The 18910-nt window shown below is 59.2% G+C and carries 18 protein-coding genes; all 18 read right to left on the bottom strand.

Going from position 1 to position 18910, the window contains the following annotated elements:
- Complete coding sequence (locus HQL44_13925) at positions 1–864, bottom strand: NAD(P)-dependent oxidoreductase (protein ID MBF0269678.1); 864 nt, start codon at positions 862–864, stop codon at positions 1–3.
- Between the two features lie 11 nt (positions 865–875).
- Entirely contained in the window at positions 876–2372 is a 1497-nt protein-coding gene (locus HQL44_13920; GenBank protein ID MBF0269677.1) for a radical SAM protein, read from the bottom strand.
- A gap of 31 nt (positions 2373–2403) precedes the next feature.
- Positions 2404–3297 carry an FkbM family methyltransferase gene (locus HQL44_13915; protein ID MBF0269676.1) on the bottom strand — a complete coding sequence of 298 codons (894 nt, stop codon included), beginning with the start codon at positions 3295–3297 and terminating at the stop codon, positions 2404–2406.
- On the bottom strand, positions 3290–3952 hold the full coding sequence (locus HQL44_13910) for a class I SAM-dependent methyltransferase (protein ID MBF0269675.1): 663 nt from the start codon (positions 3950–3952) through the stop codon (positions 3290–3292). Before HQL44_13910 ends, HQL44_13915 begins: the two co-directional genes overlap by 8 nt.
- A gap of 10 nt (positions 3953–3962) precedes the next feature.
- Positions 3963–5033, bottom strand: coding sequence for a radical SAM protein (locus tag HQL44_13905; protein MBF0269674.1), 1071 nt, complete (start codon positions 5031–5033; stop codon positions 3963–3965).
- A 69-nt stretch (positions 5034–5102) separates the two neighbouring features.
- Positions 5103–5282: a hypothetical protein gene (locus HQL44_13900; protein MBF0269673.1), complete on the bottom strand. Its 180-nt coding sequence runs from the start codon at positions 5280–5282 to the stop codon at positions 5103–5105.
- 11 nt (positions 5283–5293) lie between these two features.
- Complete coding sequence (locus tag HQL44_13895; GenBank protein ID MBF0269672.1) at positions 5294–6391, bottom strand: hypothetical protein; 1098 nt, start codon at positions 6389–6391, stop codon at positions 5294–5296.
- A gap of 246 nt (positions 6392–6637) precedes the next feature.
- Positions 6638–8401, bottom strand: a complete 1764-nt coding sequence (locus tag HQL44_13890) for a hypothetical protein (GenBank protein ID MBF0269671.1) — start codon at positions 8399–8401, stop codon at positions 6638–6640.
- 285 nt (positions 8402–8686) lie between these two features.
- Positions 8687–9826, bottom strand: coding sequence for a class I SAM-dependent methyltransferase (locus HQL44_13885; protein ID MBF0269670.1), 1140 nt, complete (start codon positions 9824–9826; stop codon positions 8687–8689).
- A gap of 55 nt (positions 9827–9881) precedes the next feature.
- Positions 9882–10805, bottom strand: coding sequence for a transketolase (locus HQL44_13880; protein MBF0269669.1), 924 nt, complete (start codon positions 10803–10805; stop codon positions 9882–9884).
- Positions 10802–11608, bottom strand: a complete 807-nt coding sequence (locus HQL44_13875) for a transketolase (protein MBF0269668.1) — start codon at positions 11606–11608, stop codon at positions 10802–10804. Before HQL44_13875 ends, HQL44_13880 begins: the two co-directional genes overlap by 4 nt.
- Positions 11605–12597, bottom strand: a complete 993-nt coding sequence (locus tag HQL44_13870) for a GDP-mannose 4,6-dehydratase (protein MBF0269667.1) — start codon at positions 12595–12597, stop codon at positions 11605–11607. The genes HQL44_13875 and HQL44_13870 overlap by 4 nt, the downstream gene beginning before the upstream one ends.
- 9 nt (positions 12598–12606) lie before the next feature.
- Positions 12607–13269, bottom strand: coding sequence for a methyltransferase domain-containing protein (locus tag HQL44_13865; GenBank protein MBF0269666.1), 663 nt, complete (start codon positions 13267–13269; stop codon positions 12607–12609).
- Positions 13269–14138, bottom strand: coding sequence for an NAD(P)-dependent oxidoreductase (locus tag HQL44_13860; GenBank protein MBF0269665.1), 870 nt, complete (start codon positions 14136–14138; stop codon positions 13269–13271). Before HQL44_13860 ends, HQL44_13865 begins: the two co-directional genes overlap by 1 nt.
- A complete protein-coding gene (locus tag HQL44_13855) occupies positions 14122–15417 on the bottom strand; it encodes a nucleotide sugar dehydrogenase (protein ID MBF0269664.1) in 1296 nt (431 codons plus the stop codon). The genes HQL44_13860 and HQL44_13855 overlap by 17 nt, the downstream gene beginning before the upstream one ends.
- The gene (locus tag HQL44_13850) at positions 15405–16319 is read right to left on the bottom strand and encodes a Gfo/Idh/MocA family oxidoreductase (protein MBF0269663.1); all 915 of its coding nucleotides are present in this window, start codon (positions 16317–16319) and stop codon (positions 15405–15407) included. Before HQL44_13850 ends, HQL44_13855 begins: the two co-directional genes overlap by 13 nt.
- Positions 16319–17869 (bottom strand): adenylyltransferase/cytidyltransferase family protein, encoded by a 1551-nt coding sequence (locus HQL44_13845; protein ID MBF0269662.1) that lies wholly within the window; start codon positions 17867–17869, stop codon positions 16319–16321. The genes HQL44_13850 and HQL44_13845 overlap by 1 nt, the downstream gene beginning before the upstream one ends.
- Positions 17866–18873: an NAD-dependent epimerase/dehydratase family protein gene (locus HQL44_13840; protein ID MBF0269661.1), complete on the bottom strand. Its 1008-nt coding sequence runs from the start codon at positions 18871–18873 to the stop codon at positions 17866–17868. The genes HQL44_13845 and HQL44_13840 overlap by 4 nt, the downstream gene beginning before the upstream one ends.
- Positions 18874–18910 lie beyond the last annotated feature (37 nt).

Genomic DNA, 18910 nt, shown 5'->3' with positions numbered 1-18910 from the left:
TCATTCGTCCTTGGCAGATGAGATCGCATTCAAAGTCGCCTGGCAATAGTCTAGCAGAGCTTCTTGCCAGGGTCTTCTGACGATGAAATTCGATGCAAGTGGCGTAGCCAGTGAGCGCCGGGCAACCGATGGGAACGCCGAAGCCAAAACAGGGTCCACCTTGGCCGTGATATTCAGGCAGGACAGCCCATAGGACAGGAAGTCGTAAAGACTTGCCGAGCCGGAATTCGCCGCATGTAGAAGGGGGGGATAGATGCAGGCCCCTTCCAAAAGCGCACAAACCAGTTCAGCAACGTCCATAGCTGATGTCGGCGAGGTAACGACATCCGTTGCCGCCTTCAGGGCCTCGCCACGCTTCGCACGCACGACCATCTTCTCGAAAAACTGATGGCCTTTACGATTGTTTCCGAACAGCACGCCAATCCGCAGAATGTGATAGTTCTTGGCTTCTTCCTGGATGAAGATGTCCCCAAGATATTTGGTCATGCCATAAGTGTTAATTGGATCCGGGCTGTCATCCTCGCGATAAGGGGCGCGATTGCTCAAGCCGGAATATACGACATCCGTGCTGAAATGGATGAGGTGAATTCCATCCTTGGCGCATCTTCTTGCCAGATGGCGGGGCAGGAAGGCATTCAATTTCAGGGCTCGCTGTGGGTTGTTCTCGCAGGCGTCGACACTGCCGAACACGACGGCGTTGATAATCGCCCTTGGCTGGCAGGCGTCGACAATGCGGTCAAGCTCGTTGAAATCCGCGCAATCAAGCTCGGACGAACTTGGAGAGAACAGAACGTGCCTATTCGTTGTGGCATGCCTGAGTGCCGTTCCGATTTTTCCGCTGCCGCCAAGAAGAAGAACTGTCATGTTCGAACCATCTAGGTGTTCGTCGAGATCGACAAGTCGCCAACGCAAGTCGGTGGCTGGTTCACCGTCTGCTTCGATCCAAGGCCAGGGAGTATCTTGAGGGCATTCTCGCGGGTAGAGCGGCGAATTTCGGCCAAGCGATCCTCGCCAATTCCCATCATCCGGGCGATTTCACGGCACCTGTCGGCATTCGAAAAATTGATTCTGTCCCATTCGAAGGCGCGAAGAACCGTCAGCTCGGCTTTTGAGAATTCTTCCGTCTGGAAACTGGCCTGACCCCAGGCGATGTCGTCGAATGAAAAGTCTTCAGGAAGATACCCCCCGCTGACCGCCATATCGAAAAGTTTTGTGCCCGGATAAGGGGTTGCCAAGTTGATTTTCACATAGTGGGCGTCGATCTCCTCGGCGACGGTCAAAGTCGTGCGGATTTCATCCCACGTCTCGCCGGGCGAGCCGATAACCCAAAGCGTGCTTGTATCCATGCCAAGGCTTTTGGCTTTGGCAATCAGGCGCTTGACATGGGCTAGGTCAATTGGCTTTCGAATAATCTCTTTCAGAACCCTTTGAACGCCGGACTCGACTGCAATCGAAACATACCGGCAGCCCGAAGCCCTCATCACTTCCAGCATCTCTTCTGAAAGATAAAAGGCGCTGACATTCATAGCGTTCCAAACGACGGGAAGCTGCCGGCGGATCATTTCGTTGAAAATAGCCAGTGCTCGACCACGGTGGCCCAGAAAATTGTCGTCCAGGAATTCGAAGGCCTTGACGCCATAAGTGCCGACCAGCCATTCCATCTCGTCGACAACCCGGGCGGGCGATTGATACCTGGTCATTTTTCCGGAGATGGTTTCAACCTGACAAAAGGTGCAACCAATCGGGCAGCCGCGGCTTGTCACGAGTTTAGCGTAGGGAAGAGCGCGCGGGGCATCGACAATGTACTTATAGACCTTCGTCGCATAGCGATTAAAGTCGATAAGATCGTAAGCAGGATAGGGAATGGCATCCAGGTCCTGAATGAAAGGGGCGCGCTCCTGGACGACGGCGCGCCCATCCTTCAGATAGGCCAGTCCTTTGTCTGGAAGTGGCGCCTTTCCGGCAAGGTGGTCCAACAACTGAGGAAACAAATATTCGCCTTCACCAATCGCCACGAAGTCAACATGCGAATCCTTGATGGCATCAGCTGGGCGTGAAGTCGGGTAGACGCCGCCAAGCACGGTTACAATGGTTTTCGATACATTCTTGACGCAACTGCAGGCGACATGGCCTGTAACCGCGAACTCGTTGGCCAGAACCGAAACACCGACGACATCGGGCTGCCAGTCCCTTACGGCTGCCTCGAATTGCCCTGGCGTCAGAGCATCGGCATTGGCATCGAGAATATGAATGACGTGGTCGTTACGGTCCAGCATCGCTGCCAGCAAGGCCAGGGGATAGGGATGAAGGTGCCAAAAGGTCCCCGGGGCATACCATTCCGAATTCGGGATGACCAGCATGACCCGCATCATGGCGTCACGCTTTCCCTGAATGACAAGGCGCCTACCATGGCATTGCCGCCTTCGTTGAAATGAAAACGCTGCCCTCGCTATAGTGAACCGGAATGTCGTCGGCACTGCGCACGCGCTGCCAGCCAATCTTCTGGCTGAAGATGGAAACGCCGATCCGATTGAAATGCTCGAATAACCGCTGGGCGTTCTCATGCGTTCCAATCTCGGCCAGGGCGTCGGTTGCTTGCCAGACGGAGGCATCGGTCGAGCAGAGCAGGTCGGCCTCATGTCCTTCGATATCGATTTTGACCAAATCAGCCCACGCGGCGATCGGAGAAAAAGCCGTCAGCGGAACGTCGAACATTTCCAACTCACCATAGGGAGCCGTCTTCGAACCCTCAATGTGGCTTGACGTCAGGTTGCCGAGAACGCGGACGAAGCGCGCCGTACCATCATGCACTGAAACGGCACTGCAATAAGGGGTTACGCTGGCGCATCGATTGGCATCAAGGTTGCGCCGAAGAAGGGCGAAAGTGCCGGGGTCAGGCTCCCAGGCGCGCACCTCATAGCCCACCCGTGAAAGAAGCAGGCTGTGCCAGCCGATATTGGCGCCAAGGTCGGCGGCGTGACTGTAGATGTGACGGTTCTTCCAATAAAAGGAGAACAAAATAAGTTCGTTCAAATTAAGAATATCGACAGAATCGACTTTTCCCATTTCGACATAGGGCATCACGACATCGCCGAATACGGAAAAGCTCTTGGACTGCATGTTCGGGTCGCGGAACAAAGCGTGCGCCGCCTGCAATGCTATCGGTGACAAAAGCCGGTGCAGGTGCGTTGTCGAAGCATGATAGGCGTGAATATCCGGTAAACAATGAATCAAATCGTCAAGCGCCGCACTTGCACTGTTGGCGTCAAAACCACTGCTCTCTGCTTGTTTACTCATGATACACGAAACCGTAATCGCCATTGTATCCGGCCTGACCGAACAGCCATAGCCACTCTTTTGGCGTATAGAAGCATTCACAGGTCAATTGCCAGTACAGCAGATTCATTTTCTCGCGTTCGCTCCGGTAGGATTCGACGCAGACATAGGCGCCTTTGTTCGAAGTGCGCGTGATCTCCCTCAAAGCCGCGACAAGGTCGTAATTATATAGGTTGTGCAAAACATTGATGGAGAAGACGAGGTCGAACTCCTTGTCAGGCCAGGGAAGCGATGTCGCACATCCTTGACGCAGATTGGGCCTGATTTCCTCGGGCGCATTCTCGATGGCATAAGCGGACAAATCGAGACCAGCCACCACAAGGCCAGGCACCGCACGGGTCAGCTCCAAGAGAAGGTGGGCCTTGCCGCAGCCAATATCAAGAACCTTGTCTTGAGCCTTGAGGCCATAATGACGGGCCATGGCCTCGGCGACCGGACGCCAGCGGCCATCGTAAGCATATCCACCATAGCCAAAACGGCGGTCGCCATCCCAATAGTCGTAGCCGAACTGCTTGGCAATGACAGCGCATTCCGACTTGTCGAAGACATTGACACGGGCCAGATAATCGCGCTTCGTGCAGTTGTGGACCGAGGTCAGGAAATCGATTTCCGGCATGACGTATCCGCTATACGAAGCAGCTGTGGTCTTGGTCGAGGCTGAGAATCTCGGTCAAGATCAGATTGCGCTTGTGCGCGACGCAGTGGTGCCTGCAGTCAAGGCTTGGATTGATTGCCCATAATTTCTCGCGGCACTCGTCGGAGAACCAAAAATCCTTGAACGAACGGTCCTTGATCGAGCCCAGGACGCCCTTGGCGGTATAAGCCTTGTCATGGCAGGTATAAACCGTGGCATCGGCGCCAATGACGGTTTGGAACTGCTGGAACGGGCAGAAGGTATAGGCCTTGTCAAAGCGCTCCTCGATTTCGTGATAATAATTCACGATGCGAAAATCATCGCTGCTTAGCCGCTTCTGACAGTCCAGAATGGATTTCGTCACCTCTTCATAGAATGGGGCATGGTAAGCGTTGTTGGCCCTTCCATCGTTGTCGATTACGACGCCCGACAGGCTGACATGGTTGACGCCAAGCGACTTGAACAGAGAGATCATCCCGGACAGATGCCGGTAATTGTCCTTGGTGACGATAATGCTGATACCCAGCAGACAGCGGCTTTTCCGCGCCGCAAAATCGCGGATATTGTCGACAACCCGGGTGAATTCCTTGTCCTTGATGCCCCGCGCAAGCGCGTATGATGCATCATCCCAAGCGTCGATGGAAATGCGCACCCATGTTCCATGGCGGGCGAAAGCTTCGGCATTGCGCCCGGACAAGGCTGTTCCGTTGGTCAGCGCCGCAACCCTGATGCCGCCCTTGTCCAGCAGTTCGATCAGCTCGGGCAGCTTCTTGTACAACAAGGGCTCTCCGCCGCCCGAGAACGTCACTGCGCGGACCCCCATTTGCGAAAGGTCATCGGCGATTTCAAACATCTTGGCTTCGGGCAGGACGTCCTGCTCGCTCATGTCCTGGCCTAGCTGCAGGTTGTTCTTACGATAGGCGCAGTACCAGCAATTGTGATTGCAGCGGTTGATCGGCTTGATGCGGACATGCACGGGAGCCGCCAGCTTTCCGGCCTGCAAGGCCGCAATCCGGTCGGGAAAGTTGACGAACTTCAGATGGCTATAAACGAGGCCCGACATGACCGATGCAGTTTCTCCAAGACCGAAACCCTATATAGAAAAGATAAGAGATCTCAGAAAGCGTTTCAATCAATGAATAGTATAAATAAAAGGCGAGATTTTTTCTCCTTCACGATTTGCTCGGATTTTCGCCAATAGCCCAAGCAGCCAAGGAAATCCGAGCAGAAAGAACAGAATGGTCCGCCACTGACCGGCATTTGCCGCCATAACAAGCAAACCGAACAGGCGTTTCGCATCTCTTTTCAGCATGTCAGCCCTCCTTAAGCATCTGCAAACCAGCGTCCATTTTCTATCCGTTGCCGGATGAAAGAGAAATATTCATCGGCGATCAGGTCGTCGCCCTCGGGCGAAAGATGAACATTATCAACGAAAATGTGCTGCTCGGCGCCTAGGCGCTGAAAGCTGCGGTGAAGGTCTACGTTGTCGATATCCATTTTCGACAGATGGCCGCTAAGCGCGTCGAGCAGCATTTTTGCATTGGCAAAACCGTTACCCAGATCGCGTTGATCGTCTTGTGCGCGGTTTTTCCATGCTATCTCTTCAGGATGCATCTCGGCCTTGCTTTCGACAAAAGGCTGAAGCCCCCAGATGAACTTTCCGCCTTTCGCCGTCACCATATCCGACAATTGCTTCTTTCTATTCAGGTAAGCTGACAGAATGGCGTGCGGCGTATTCTTGATTGCGTAGATCTTCTCGCCCTGGTGATTGCCTGGCCGGTCGCCGGTCGCATGCAGAATCTGCGACCATTCCTCGAGATTGTGCTGGTAGCAAATCTGATGCTGGCTAAGCAGCGCCGTATCGCAAACCACGCCATAGACCAGATCGTTAAACCCGTCATGAGCAATGACGATATCCGGCGCCAGTTGATCGGCAAACAGGACATGATTAATAATCTCATTCATCACCACATTGCCATGCTGTCCCATGTTCAACACGGAAAACGTCATGCCGCGCGACGAGGCCGCCGCCCATTCGTTCAGCTTCACTTCAAGGCGGAAGGAAAACATTTCGCTGTGAAGGCAGTCGAGACTCCAGGCGGCGGAGCCACCGTAGACGACAACCAGCTTATGATTCGACGCACGATTGGAAAAAGCGCCGAGCTTCTTATCGATGCGCATGCCGAATTCGTTCAAGGGCCCGACGCCCAACTCGCGGAACAAATAGGCATATGGAAAATAATAGAAAAAATCTGTTCCATAAGGGGAAAGGCGGTTGAAAACATGCTTGTCAATGGCCGGATAGGCGGCGGCATAATCGGGGCCGGAGAGCCATTCCAGACGGGCCCTGAAATAAGGGTAGCACAGGGTAAATCGATATAGATGCATCTCAGTCAAGGCTGGACCCAGGGCCTTCGCCACGTCGAACGGCGGTTCCTTGCCGTTGTCTTTGACGACGAAGACCAGATGCTGAAAGCTGCCCGCAATCCGTCTTGGATCAAGATACTCGACATCGCGGCCAAGGTTGAGGCTATGGCGAGGCGCCCAGGTTGGGGCAGCGGCGACGGTCACAGACTGGTCAGGCATGTTTAGCGACAAGGAAACAAGAAAGCGGCAGAAATCGCGCTGACCGATTTCGAATTCCGGCAGGATCAGCAGAACCGCCATTTACAGAACGTCCTTTCCAATGATGAAATTGGACATGACCAGATAGTCCATGCCGCTCCAGGAGAAGGTCGTCAAGGCGTCCTGCGGCGAAGCGACGATCGGCTCGCCGCGCCGGTTAAACGACGTATTCAAGATGACGGGAATGCCCGTCAGACGGTCAAAAGCCTCGACAAGCTTGCGAAAACGGTTTTGATCAGGCCACAGCAGTTGCACCCTGGCTGTGCCGTCGACATGAGTAACCGACGGAATGACCGCTTGCATCTCGGGACGGACACGGTGGACGGCCAGCATGAAATTCTCGGGCTGGCTAAGGGTCTTGGGCGCATCCATTTCGAAGAAGTCAGCGGCCCGTTCGGCGAGAACCGCCGGAGCGAAGGGGCGGAAAGGTTCGCGGAACTTGATTTTCTCGTTGATGGTGCGCCGCATGCCGGAAATGGCCGGATTGCCCAGAATGCTGCGAGCCCCCAAGGCGCGCGGCCCCCACTCGAAGCGGTCCTGAAACCAGCCAACAACATGGCCATCCTGCAACAATTTGGCCGTTCTTGCCAACAGCTCTTCATCATCATCGACGTAAGACACGCTGGACACTGCCGAACGTTCCAGCGTGTCGCGGATTAGCGCATCGTCGTAACCCTTGCCAAGAAAGGCGCGGGTCAGGGGCTTCGGCCTTGGCTGCCGGTGCGTGCAAACATAGTGATGAAGGGCCGCCCCCAGCGCGCCGCCAGCATCGCCCGCCGCAGGATGGACATAGAGCGGATAGCCAAGTTCCCGGATGATCCGCCCATTGGCCAGCGAGTTCAGCGCCACGCCACCGGCCAAAACGACATTGCGGATTCCGGTTTCCATGACAGCGTCCTTGACGATTTCAAGAATGATGTCCTCTGTCACGCGTTGCAGGCTGGCGGCGATGTCGGCGTAATGACGGCTGGACGTCTGCACAGGATCGTCAACCTCGGGCAGGGCCGGATCGCCGACATCGAAGGGGCTTTCGGGAATCCTGGGCGTGCCCAAAAGCTCGTTCAGCTTGGGCTTGGCAAAAGAATCGGCGGGCGTGTCGAAGTTGAAATAGGACAGGTCCACCCGGAAACGTTTGCCGGAATAGCGGACCAGTTTTCTGATCTTGTCGGTTTGCGTGGGCCTTCCGAATCCCGCCATACCCATGACCTTGTATTCGCCTTCGTTGACTTCAAAGCCAAGAAAAGCCGTCATGGCGCTGTAAAACAGCCCGACGGAATGCGGATAACAAAAACGGTTCAGAACCCGCAGCCCTTGTGCGTCGCCAAGCCCCATCGTGGCCGTTTCGAACTCTCCGGCGCCATCAAGGGTAACGATGGTCGCCTCTTCGAAAGGGGAACAATAAAAGGCTGCCGCCGCATGCGAAGCGTGGTGGCGAACGAAATGGATCTTGTCGCGGCCGATCCCCAGGTCGGCGGAAATGCGTGCGGCGACATCGAACTTGTCGGTGCGAAACCAGCTCTCGGAGGCTTTTTTGATGTAGCCTAGACTTTTTGGAAAGGTGCGGATCGCCCGGTCGAGAATGCGCTCGAATTTCAGGAAGGGGAATTCGTAGAAGACGACGGCATCCAGCTCGCCGGCACCAATTCCCGCCTGTTCCAGGCAGAAGGCCACGGCCCGGGCCGGGTACGACGCGTCATGCTTCTTGCGCGAGAACCGCTCTTCTTCTGCGGCGGCAACGATTTCCCCCTTCACCAGCAGGGCCGCAGCGGCATCGTGATAATCGAAAGAGAGGCCAAGAACATTCATGCCGCTTCAACCTGGGCCAAGATCGCAAGCTGAAGGGAATTCCAGCGGCGCTGAAGGCGAAAACGAGGTGCTTTGAGCATCAACGGTCCGGTCTTGCAATAGAAAGCATCCCCTTGGAGGGTAACGTATCGTTCATGGCAAGGCAACGGCCTAGCGCACGATCGTATTAACCCGAGTCACTTTGTGACACGGATTAAAATGTACATCGTTCCCTAAATTATATGTAGAGCGGATTCACGCCCTCAATCGAAGCCGTTTAACGGCTTCGATTTCAGACGACCCGCTCTAGGAAGTGAGTCTGGGCGGGGCCAGCCACTCTCCAGGCCCCTGCCCCAGCCGGGCGACGACGGCAGCGCCGACGGCAGGCGCCAGAGGAACCAACACGGTGGTTCCATCGGGAACCTGGGCAGGCAAGACGATTGGGCGGCCGAGATGGAAATGGCCGAGGCGCGTAGTGTCTTCGTCGACCAGCAGCGTCACCGCCTCGCCCAGCAGCCCCACCATCCAGCTAGCGCCGATCGACGATCCGAACACCGCCACGCCCTTGCTTGTTGAAGCTGCAGCACGCGCTTGAGCGGCTAGGGCGCTCAGCCAGGCGACGCCCGCCTCGGCTCCCTTCCTTGCGCCGCATTCCGCTGGTCCTGGGGCTTGCGGCGGCCCGGGCCGCGCCACGGCAGAAAGTTCCTTGGGCACCCAGGCGCAGGTCACCGTCAGGGGGTCAAAGCCGCCGGCTCGCAAGGTGGCGTCGAGGGTGGCTGGGGAGAAATGACAGGCGTGGTCCGCCAAAACGAGATCGAAGGGATTGGCGCGATGATCGGGAACCTCGACCAACAGGGCGCCGTCGGGAGTCAACTGGCGGCGGATCGCCGCCAGCGTCTTTGCCGGGTGCTGAAAATGCTCGAGGGAATGCGCCAGGGTGGCAAAATCGAACAGCCCCGCTAAGCTGCCGAGAGGGCCGACATGAAGCACCTCCACGCCGGGAATGGCTTCGACCAATTTAGCGCTGCGATTATCCTGGTCGTACCCCGTCAATCGCCATCCCGGCAGCCGCGATGACAATGCCGTCAGCATGCCGCCGTTGCCGCAGCCGATGTCCACCGCACGCCCCTGTTCAGGCAGCGCCAGCACCGCTAGAGCGCTATCCAGCACCTGTTCCGAACGGCGCCTGGGCTGTCCCGAGACGAAGACCGCCTGCTCTGCCCCATCTGCCTGAAGATAGAAACCGTATTCCGCATAGATGGCGGCGGCTTCGGCCCGCCAGGACAAAGTGTCGGGATGCTGGACCAAGCCGCAGTCTCGGCAGACGGCCAACTCTCCCCCGGCCGGCCAGGGCCGGGCATCCGAGGTCACCCTGGGCAGCACAGTAAAGTCTGCCAGCAGATCAAGGCCGCCTTCACACAGGCGGCAGAATTGCTCGGCACTCATGCTCCCTCCAACGGGTTGGCGCTGCGCTGCAGGATCATGACATTCCACCCGGTCATCAGGAATCTTGTTTAAGACTCTGCCAAATCCGCTCCAGCTCCAATCCGTGAACGGCCAGCAGTTCGGCATGTGTGCCGTAGCGGTGGTGGAAGGCATCGTCCAGCGTGAAGGTGTCGATGCGGCAGGTGGCTTTCCGTTCCCAGGCGAGCACCTTCACCCGGTCGGCTAGGCCGCCATGCGGCACCATCTCTTCGATCACCACAACCCGGCGGCAATTCGCCAGCAGGTCGGCCACGCCCTCGGTGTCGAAGGGTTTCAGCGTATGGGCAGAAATCAGCGAGACCGAAGTGCCCTCTTGGCGAAAGCGGTTAGCGATCTCGGCCCCCATCTTAAGGATCGGGCCGTAGGACAGAACGGCGACGTCGCTGCCCTTGGTCAAAAACCTAAGCTTGCCGAAGACGAATGGCTCGCTGGTCTGCGAGGTCAGATCCGGCTCGCCCGCCTTGCCCAGGCGCAGATAGACCGGCCCCCGTTCCTGCCCGGCGCACCACTTGGTGGCCTCGCGCGTTTCCAGTGGATCGCAAGGGGCGATGACGGCCATATTGGGCACGGCGCAGGCGATGGCGACATCTTCCTGGGCATGGTGGGTTCCGCCCAGAACGGAATAGGTGACGCCGCCGCCGATGCCGACCACGGTGACGGGCAGATTCTGGTAAGCCAGGTCGACCCGGATCATTTCGAAGGGCCGGTAGAGCGCGAACGGAGCAATGGTATAGGCGAAGGGACGCAAGCCACGCATGGCCATACCGGCGGCCATGCCGATCATCACCTGCTCGGCAACGCCGGTATTGATGAAGCGGTCGGGATAGGCCTCGCGGAAGGCCTGAATGGAACCGGCGGGCGAAATATCGGCCACCAGCAGGCACAGGCGCGGATCCTGCCCGGCGGCTTCGTGGAAGGCAGCGGCGAAATTGTTTCTCATGACGAGACCTCATGCAACTCGTCGAGCGCTTGCCGGTACTCCTGGTCATTGGGCGAGCGGTAATGCCAGATCGGCTGGTTCTCCATAAAGGACACGCCGCGCCCCTTCACCGTTTTCCCGACCAGCAAGAAGGGCTTGCCGCCCTGCCGGTCGCGCACCTTCGAGACCACCATGCCCGCGTCGTGCCCGTTGGCTTCCTGGGCTTCCCAGCCGAAGGCGCGCACTTTGTCCAGCACCGGATAGAAGGCGGGATGGGTTTGGCTGGTCCGCCCCAGCCCCTGAAAATCGTTGAGGTCGAGATAGGCTACCAGATTGCCAAGCTTGAGATTGGCGGCCATCATCATCGCTTCCCAGGTCGAGCCTTCCTGGAATTCGCCGTCTGACAACAGGACGTGAATAGATCCCATGGTTCCTTGCAGGCGTTCCGCCAGGGCCATGCCCGCCGCCAGGGCCATGCCATGGCCCAGGGAGCCGGTCGAGGCTTCGATGCCCGGAACGCCGCGGTCGGGATGGGCGGCCAGGCGGCCATCCAACGTGTCGTATCGGTCGAGTTCCTCAGGTGACAGGATGCCCAGCCCCTCCAGCACCGCATACTGGGCCAGCACCCCGTGCCCCTTCGAGATCAGGAAATGATCGTGCTCACCCTTCAGGCCGTAATAGATGGCATCGACCATCTCGAGACACGAGAAGGCGGGCGCCACATGCGCCGCCTGCACGGCATGCGCTACGCCGAGGATGCGCCGCCGGTAGCTCAGGCAGCGCAGCCTTGCCGCCACCGTATCGAAATCGTTAGCCCTGGTCATGCTCTTAACACATAGTCTGTCGGATATTCCTGCAAATTGCCAAGATAAGCGCGGCCCCATTCGACCATCTCGGCCAATCCTTCTTCCAGGCTGATTTGCGGCGCCCATCCGGTGTCGCGCATGAGACGCGACGAATCCAGCCAATAGCAGGCATCCTCGCCCTGGCGGGCGGGCGCCATCTCGACCAGATCGTCGAACGGCATACCCAAGGCCTGGGCGGTCTTCTCGACGATCTCACGGATCGATATAGGCTCCTTGGGTCCACAGTTGTAGATGGCGCCCAAGGGCGCCTTCTCGGACACCAGATAGATCGCGCGAGCTAGGTCTCGGGCATGGAAATAGGATTTGCGGACCGCGCCGCCGCCCTGCAGCGGCAACTTTTTACCCTGCAGCCCCAGCACCACCGCCTTGGGGATAACGCGGTGCAGGCGCTGGGCCGGGCAATAGGCGTTGGAAGGGCGGATGATGTTCATCCGAAAACCCAGCACGTCGCGGATGCATTCCAAATGCATGTCAAAGGCGGCCTTTGAAACAGCATAGGGATTAGTGGGCTTGATGGGATGGTCCTCGTTCACCGCATGGCCGACCGAACCATACAGTTCGGAGGTACCAATATGGATGAAGCGTTCCAACCAATCGCGCTTTCCCAAATGCTCGACCAGCCTGGTCAGCCCAACGCAGTTGGTTTCGAAATAGCGCCACGACTTCTTCCAGGAAAGTGCCCCCTCGCCCTGGGCAGCGAAATTGATGATGACCTCGGGCCGCTCGCGGTCGAGCAGTTCCAGTAGCTCTTCCCATTCATAGGTGACGTGGTAGGCGTGGTATTCGTAGCCCTTGCGCCGGTGAACGCCCAGCGAGAAGGAGTCCTCGGGCAAGGGATGGCGGCCAACGCCGATCACCTTGGACGGTTCGGCATGGTCAAGAAGCCAAAGTGCGGTCTGCACGGAAAAACAGCCCGCGGCACCCAGGATCGCATAGGTTTTTGCCATGTCGCGTCTCTACTCCAGAATTGTCCAATACCAGTCGCCGGTGTAGCCGGCCTCGTCGAACAGCTTGAACCAGCCTTCAGGGTAATCGTGGAATTCGGCGGTCAGCACCCAATCCAGGAACAAGGCACGCTGCTCGGGCGTTCGGTAGGAATCGACCTGCACAAAGGCCTTGCCGCCACTCAAGCGCTGGACTTCCTTCAGGGCCTGCACTACGCCATCGCGGGGCAGGTTGTGGATGGCGTTGATGGAAATCACGACCTGAAAACTAGCGTCGGGGAAGGGCAGGCTGAGCGCGTTGCCGATATGCAGGCGGCCCACCACTTCGGGCTCGCAGTGGGTCACCGCATATTCGGAAATGTCGAGGCCGAAAGCCTCAAGGCCTGGACACGCCGTCATCAAGTCCTTGACCAGGAATCCCTTGGCGCAGCCGACGTCAAGCACCCTATCGCCCGCCTTCAGACCGAAATGGCGCACGATGTCCTCGGCCACCGGAATCCACCGCCCGTCATAGCGGTAACCACCATAGCCGATCTCGCGCGGGCCGTCGAAATAGGCCCAACCGTATTCGCGCGACAGGCGGATGTTTTCTGCCGTCAGAGCGGCTTTGCGCGCCGCCAGATCACGCGTTCCCTTGCTTTTGGGCAGTTTGGCCAGCAAATCGACTTCGGCCATCAGCGTCCTTCCTTGACGACGTGAGACAAACCTAACGCCAGCGGCGTCGGCTGGAAATCCGGAAAGGCCTTGATCCTCTCCTCGACGCTGAAATGACGGTAGGTGACCGGCTGTGTCCTGGGCTGGGTTTCGATGCGGACCCGCCCGGGCATCAAGCCCGACAAAATCTGAGCCACTTCGGCAAAGGACACGCTATGGCCCGTAGCCAGATTCAACGACCCCGATGAGCGCCACAAGGCGCTAAGCGCTGCCAGCTCGGCAACATCCTCGATGAAAATGTGATCGCGCAACTCCTCGCCCTGGCCGGAAAGGGTGATCGGCTTGCCCGCTTCGGCAAGACGCATGAAACGGTTGGGGCCGTATCCGTTATGGGGATCCTTGGCGCCATAGATCAAGCAGGGCCTGAGAACGGCGAAAGGCGCGCTGGCGGCCTGGGCCAGCATCAATTCGCGCGCCGCATGGGCCATGCCGTGAAAGCTGTCGGGCTGGCGGCAGGTCCGCTCGTCGATGCGGCTGAGCGCGGAAGCGTAGACGGCATCGCTGGAGATCGCCACCAGTTGCGCTAACTTCCTGCCCTTGATGGCGTCGATCATGGCCGCCGTCATGCGAAGGGCGTCCAGCATGGCCTGATGCGTGCGGGCCGGGGCTGGAAACGAAACCAGGATAAGCGCATCGCCGTCCTGGATGCGTGCAGCCAGGCGCTGGGGCGCGTCTTCGGCCAGCAGGTCGATCTCACTTTTCAATACGGCGTCGGTTTCGCAACCCTTGGCCCGCAGAGCGTTGACGATGGCCCTGCCCACGAAGCCGCCACCGCCGACGACGACGGCCCGCTTGGGCATCGAGGGTGCGCTGTTATGATGACGCAGCAAGCGAAGCCTCCCTTCGGGGCGGCACACCCAAAACGAAATGATCGAAGCCCGGCGCCGACGCCAGCACGCGCCAGGGATCGATGACTGTACGCCCGCGCATGACCTTTTCAAGGACCTCGCCGGTCAGCGAGCGGAATTCGGGCCAGGCGGTGGCGATGACAAGAACGTCGGCCCCTTGGGCCGCCGCCAGCGCCGACGGGGCCGCAACCAGTTTGGGATGAGTCAGCACTTCAGGATCGACCACGGGATCGAACACCCTAACTTGCCAATCCTTCAGGCAGGAGATCAAAGCCAGCGACGGCGAGTTCTTGGTCGAACGGGTGTTTTCCTTGTAAGCCAGGCCCAGCACGGCAATCACGGGGTTGGGCATCTTGGACAGCACCTCGCGGTGCAGGGTGGTCAGCATCCAGTCCTTGCGCAGGCTGCTGTTGGCGGTCATGGCGTCGATCAGCCCCGCCTCGCTGCCGAACTGGCAGGCCAGCGCCTGCACCGTCGCCAGATCGCGCTCGAGATTGCCGCCAGCCAGCCCAAGCCCTGGCCCCAGATAGGCCTTGGGGCCGATGCGGGCGTCGAGCCTTAAGGCCGGGGCGATTTCACCCCAGTCGGCGCCGATCCGTTCGGCCAGGCCGGCCAGCGTGTTGGTGGTGGTGACCTGGGCGACCAAGAAACAGTTGATGGCGATCTTGGCCAATTCGGCACTTTCGTAGACCATCGGCAGAACGGGACAGCCGAAGGCGTCGAGATAGGCCCGATAGGCTGGGGGCAGAGCAAGCCCGCTGTCGCTCTTGCCGACGATAATGCGTTCAGGCAGTAAGGCGCGTTCCATGGCGCGGCCAAAAATCAGCGTCTCGACCTGATAGAACAGATGCGCCCCATCACGTCCCACGGTCCGCGTGAAGCCGGGCGGCACTTGGCACAGGACGACGAAAACGGCATCGGCGCCAAGATGCGGCAGAACCGTCTCGATCAACCGGCGGATGGGGGACAGATCGCTGCCCCCGTCGTCTCCGGTCGGCACGTCGGCGGACAGGAAAACCACGTTGCAACCCGCCAGGTCCTCGATCCGGCTGGTAAAGGCCAGACGCTCGGCGTTGGCGGCCAGGGTGTCGTCAAGATCCGGCTCGACGATCGGCAGGCGCCCGGCTTGCAAAGCCCCGACCAAAGCGGCGTCAGGATCGAAACCCAGCACCTCGAACCCCTTGGCAGCGGCAGCGACGCTGGACACCAGGCCCAGATGGGTCATGCCAGCAAAAGCAATGCGAGGTTTCATGCCAGGCATTCCTTGGCAATACCTTCTAGCAGACAGGCAATCCGCCGGTCGCGGCTGGAATCGTAGGGCGCCGGAGCCTGGCAGGCCTTTTTAAAATGAGCATATTCAAGTGCCCAGCTGGGGTCGGGCTGAACCAGGGTGACGCATTCCTCGGGCGGACGTCCGCTGGGCAGGACGCGGGTACGCAGGCTAAAGCTGGACGGTCCCCATTTACACAGCGAGTCGATCTCGGCGCTGCCCTTCTCGCCCACCACCAGGGCGGAAAAATGATTGCGCCAGGAAACCAGGGACACTTCCATTTCGATGGGGATGCCGCCCCCGCAGGCCATCACGGCATGATCCGGGGCGCGGTTCTCGAACCGGTGCGCCGAGATCAGCTTAAACGGCGCCGGCAGATCCCCAAACCATTCCCAGGCGGTATCCAGAAGGTGCGAGGCCAGGTCGGCGACAACGCCCGAGCCCTGATCGCGCCAGGCAGAATTGCGCACGTCGCGCGCCGTGCCGTTGCCGTAAAAGAAACGGCAATAATAAATTCTACCCAAAACGCCCGAGGCCAGGGTTTCGCGCATGCGGGCGACATGCGGCTCGTAGCGGTGGTTGTAGCCAACCTGAAGTAACGCTCCGTGACGGCGCGACAGCGCTTCGAGCGCCACGAAGTCGCCGTCGCCAAGTTCCAACGGCTTTTCGACCAGGACATGCTTGCCGCGCTCCAGCAGCCAAGGCAGCAGGGTGGGCTTTTCTGGATCGGGGACGCACAACAAGACGGCATCGTAACTGGCTGGATTGACATCTTCGATCCGCTTATGGTCCACGCCTTCGACCACCGGATCGACGGTGGCCACCACGTCGGCGGCGGCGATGGTCTTGCGCTTTCTGCCCTGGACGCCCATGCCGGCGACGACGACGCGCATCAGCGGAACTCCGCGCACTTCTCGATCGAGGCGATGCTTTCCAGCATTTTGTCGATTCCGATCGGGATATTTCCGTCATGCTCGCATTCCAGGGCGGCGGCGATCGAGCCCAGGATCGAGGCCACCGCCTCCGATTCGCCGACCAGCATGGCCAGCGTCGAATAGGCCAGCAGGGCGTCGCCCGCCCCCACCGGATCGACCACCCGGTCGGCAAAGCTGTCCAGCACCAGGAAGGGGCGGCCCGCATGGTCGGCCGTCGAACGCCAAGTGATGATGCCGCGCTCGCCTAGTTTCAAGATCAGCGTGCCGCATTTGGCGGCCTCGAACAGACTGGAAGCAAGGGGACGGACGCCGCTGTCCTGATCGGCCAGGGCGAAACGAGCCTCGCGCTCGTTGGGAGTGATGAGGTCGAAGCCCTCGAATTCCAGGATGTTGCCCCAGCGGCTGGCCACTTGACTGTCGGCAACGCGCAGGACCCCGGCAGGAATGGCGCCAGCCAGCACGGGAATGGTGCGCCGGTTGAAGATGCCGTGGCGAAAATCGCTGAACACCACGCCCTTGGCTGGCGTCTCGGCGATCTGCTTGACCAGCTTGTCGAGAATCGGCCCCATCACGGGACGAGTGTCGACGTTGTCCACCTTCAAAAGGCGATAGCCGCCGCAAACGATGGCGTTCTTGTTGGTGGTGGGACGCGTGCGGTCGATCACCGCCTGGCAGGTGATACCGTCTTGGGCCAAGCCGTCCAACACAAACTTCTTAAACTCGTCCTTTCCCAGCACAGTCGAGAGCGACACCTGTGCCCCCGCCGCCCTGAGATGCCTGGCCACGACAGCAGCGCCGCCAATGAAATCCACCTTGCGGTCGAAGCGTACCGACGGGGTCGGCGACTTGGTCATACCGCCAATCAAGGTCGTGTAGGTCAGGCTGTCGACGATGGTGTCGCCGACGACATGCACCGGGATTCCCTTGGCCTTGGCCAGGGTCTGGCGCAGCCGGTCGAAGGTGATGTTCTCGGCCTCCATCAACGTGACCAGCTTATCGACGGTCAGATTGGGCGGAACCGTCTCGATGATCGCCGACGAGGAATATACGATGTCGCCCGGCGTAAACAGCATCTCGCCGCCGTAGGAGGTGACGAGGTCCAGTTCCTCCTGCGTCTTGGGATGAATGCCGGTATCCTGGTATTCGTAGCCCTTGGCGAAAAGGTCGGGCTGAATGTGTGCGATGTTGGCAAGAGGCGTCGGATCAGGGTCGATGACGACGTAATCGACCATTTCCAGCGCCGCCAGGTTAAGGGCGCGCAGATCCTGCGGCACGAACGGGCGGTATTGGGCCTTGTTGATGTGCTGATCGGCGGTCAGGCTGGCAACCAGGATGTCGGCCTTGCTTTTAGCGTACAGCAGATGGCGGATATGGCCGGGATGCACCAGATCGAAAACGCCGTGACACATGACCACGGAGTGCTTGCGCGGCCTGGGGCCGATCAGTTCGATCAGTTCCTCGGCCGTCTTGATCTTGTTGCCGTATTTCGATGCCAAGGTCAGAGTCATGCGGTTTTTTCCGTACCAAGAAAGTCGAACCAGGTTTTCGTGGCCGTCTTGATGGAATCGGGATCCCACAATGGGGCGTCCCGCCAGACCTCAATATCGTCCAGCATGTGCCCGACCCCCTCTTCGAAGCTGACCCTCGGCGCCCAACCCAGATCGCGCGTGATGGCACCAATATCCGCCCAGGTGGCGTCGGGTTCGCCGGGGCGCCTGGGAACATGGGTCACCGGCCCGCCCAGCAGTTCGACCAGTCGCAGGACCGATTGCGGATTGCCAGTACCGAGGTTCCATATCCGCCCCGCCAGCGGCGTTTGCGAGGCCAGGAAAAAGGCCCGTGCCACATCGGTGACATAGACGAAGTCACGTTTTTGCGTGCCATCGCCCACCACCGTGAAGGGCTTTGCTGCCAGCTTCTGGCGCAAGAAGACGCCGAAGACGGCCCCATAGGCGCCGGTCGTGCGCACCCGCGGCCCATAGGCGTTGAAGATGCGGATGGAATTGACCGGCAGCCGGTAGACTTGATGCCAGTGCAGAACGCATTGCTCGCCCTGATATTTCGACAGCGCATAGGGATATTGGGGAGCGATGGGATGATCCTCGCCGGTCGGGGTTGCCGCCAGCCCGTAGCAGGACGACGAGGCGGCATAGACGACCTTGCCAATGCCGCCCGCCCGCGCTCCTTCAAGGACCCGCACGGTCCCTTGGACGTTGGTGTTGAGGTAATCGGTCGGCCGTTCGATCGAAGGCACAATGTCGCCGATGCCGGCGAAATGGAACAGGCAGGCGGCATCCTTGAAAACGGAAGCCTGGGGTTCAAGCGTCAGGATGTCCGCCCGTTCGATCGCCAAGCGGGGATTGCCAGCGTGATGGGCCAAATTCCGTTCATGTCCACCCGAAAAGTTATCGATCACCCGGACGTTGTAGCCTTCGTCCAGCAAGAGGTCGACCATATGGCTTCCTATGAAACCTGCTCCCCCGGTAACGACCGCGACTGGATTGCTCATCATTTCCACCAGGTTCTTGGGTTCCTAGAATGTCAGACTA

It is taken from the genome of Alphaproteobacteria bacterium (assembly GCA_015231795.1).
Lineage (GTDB): Bacteria > Pseudomonadota > Alphaproteobacteria > Rhodospirillales > WMHbin7 > WMHbin7.
Note: the sequence above shows the minus strand (reverse complement) of the source record. Positions and strands in the feature narration are given on the sequence as shown.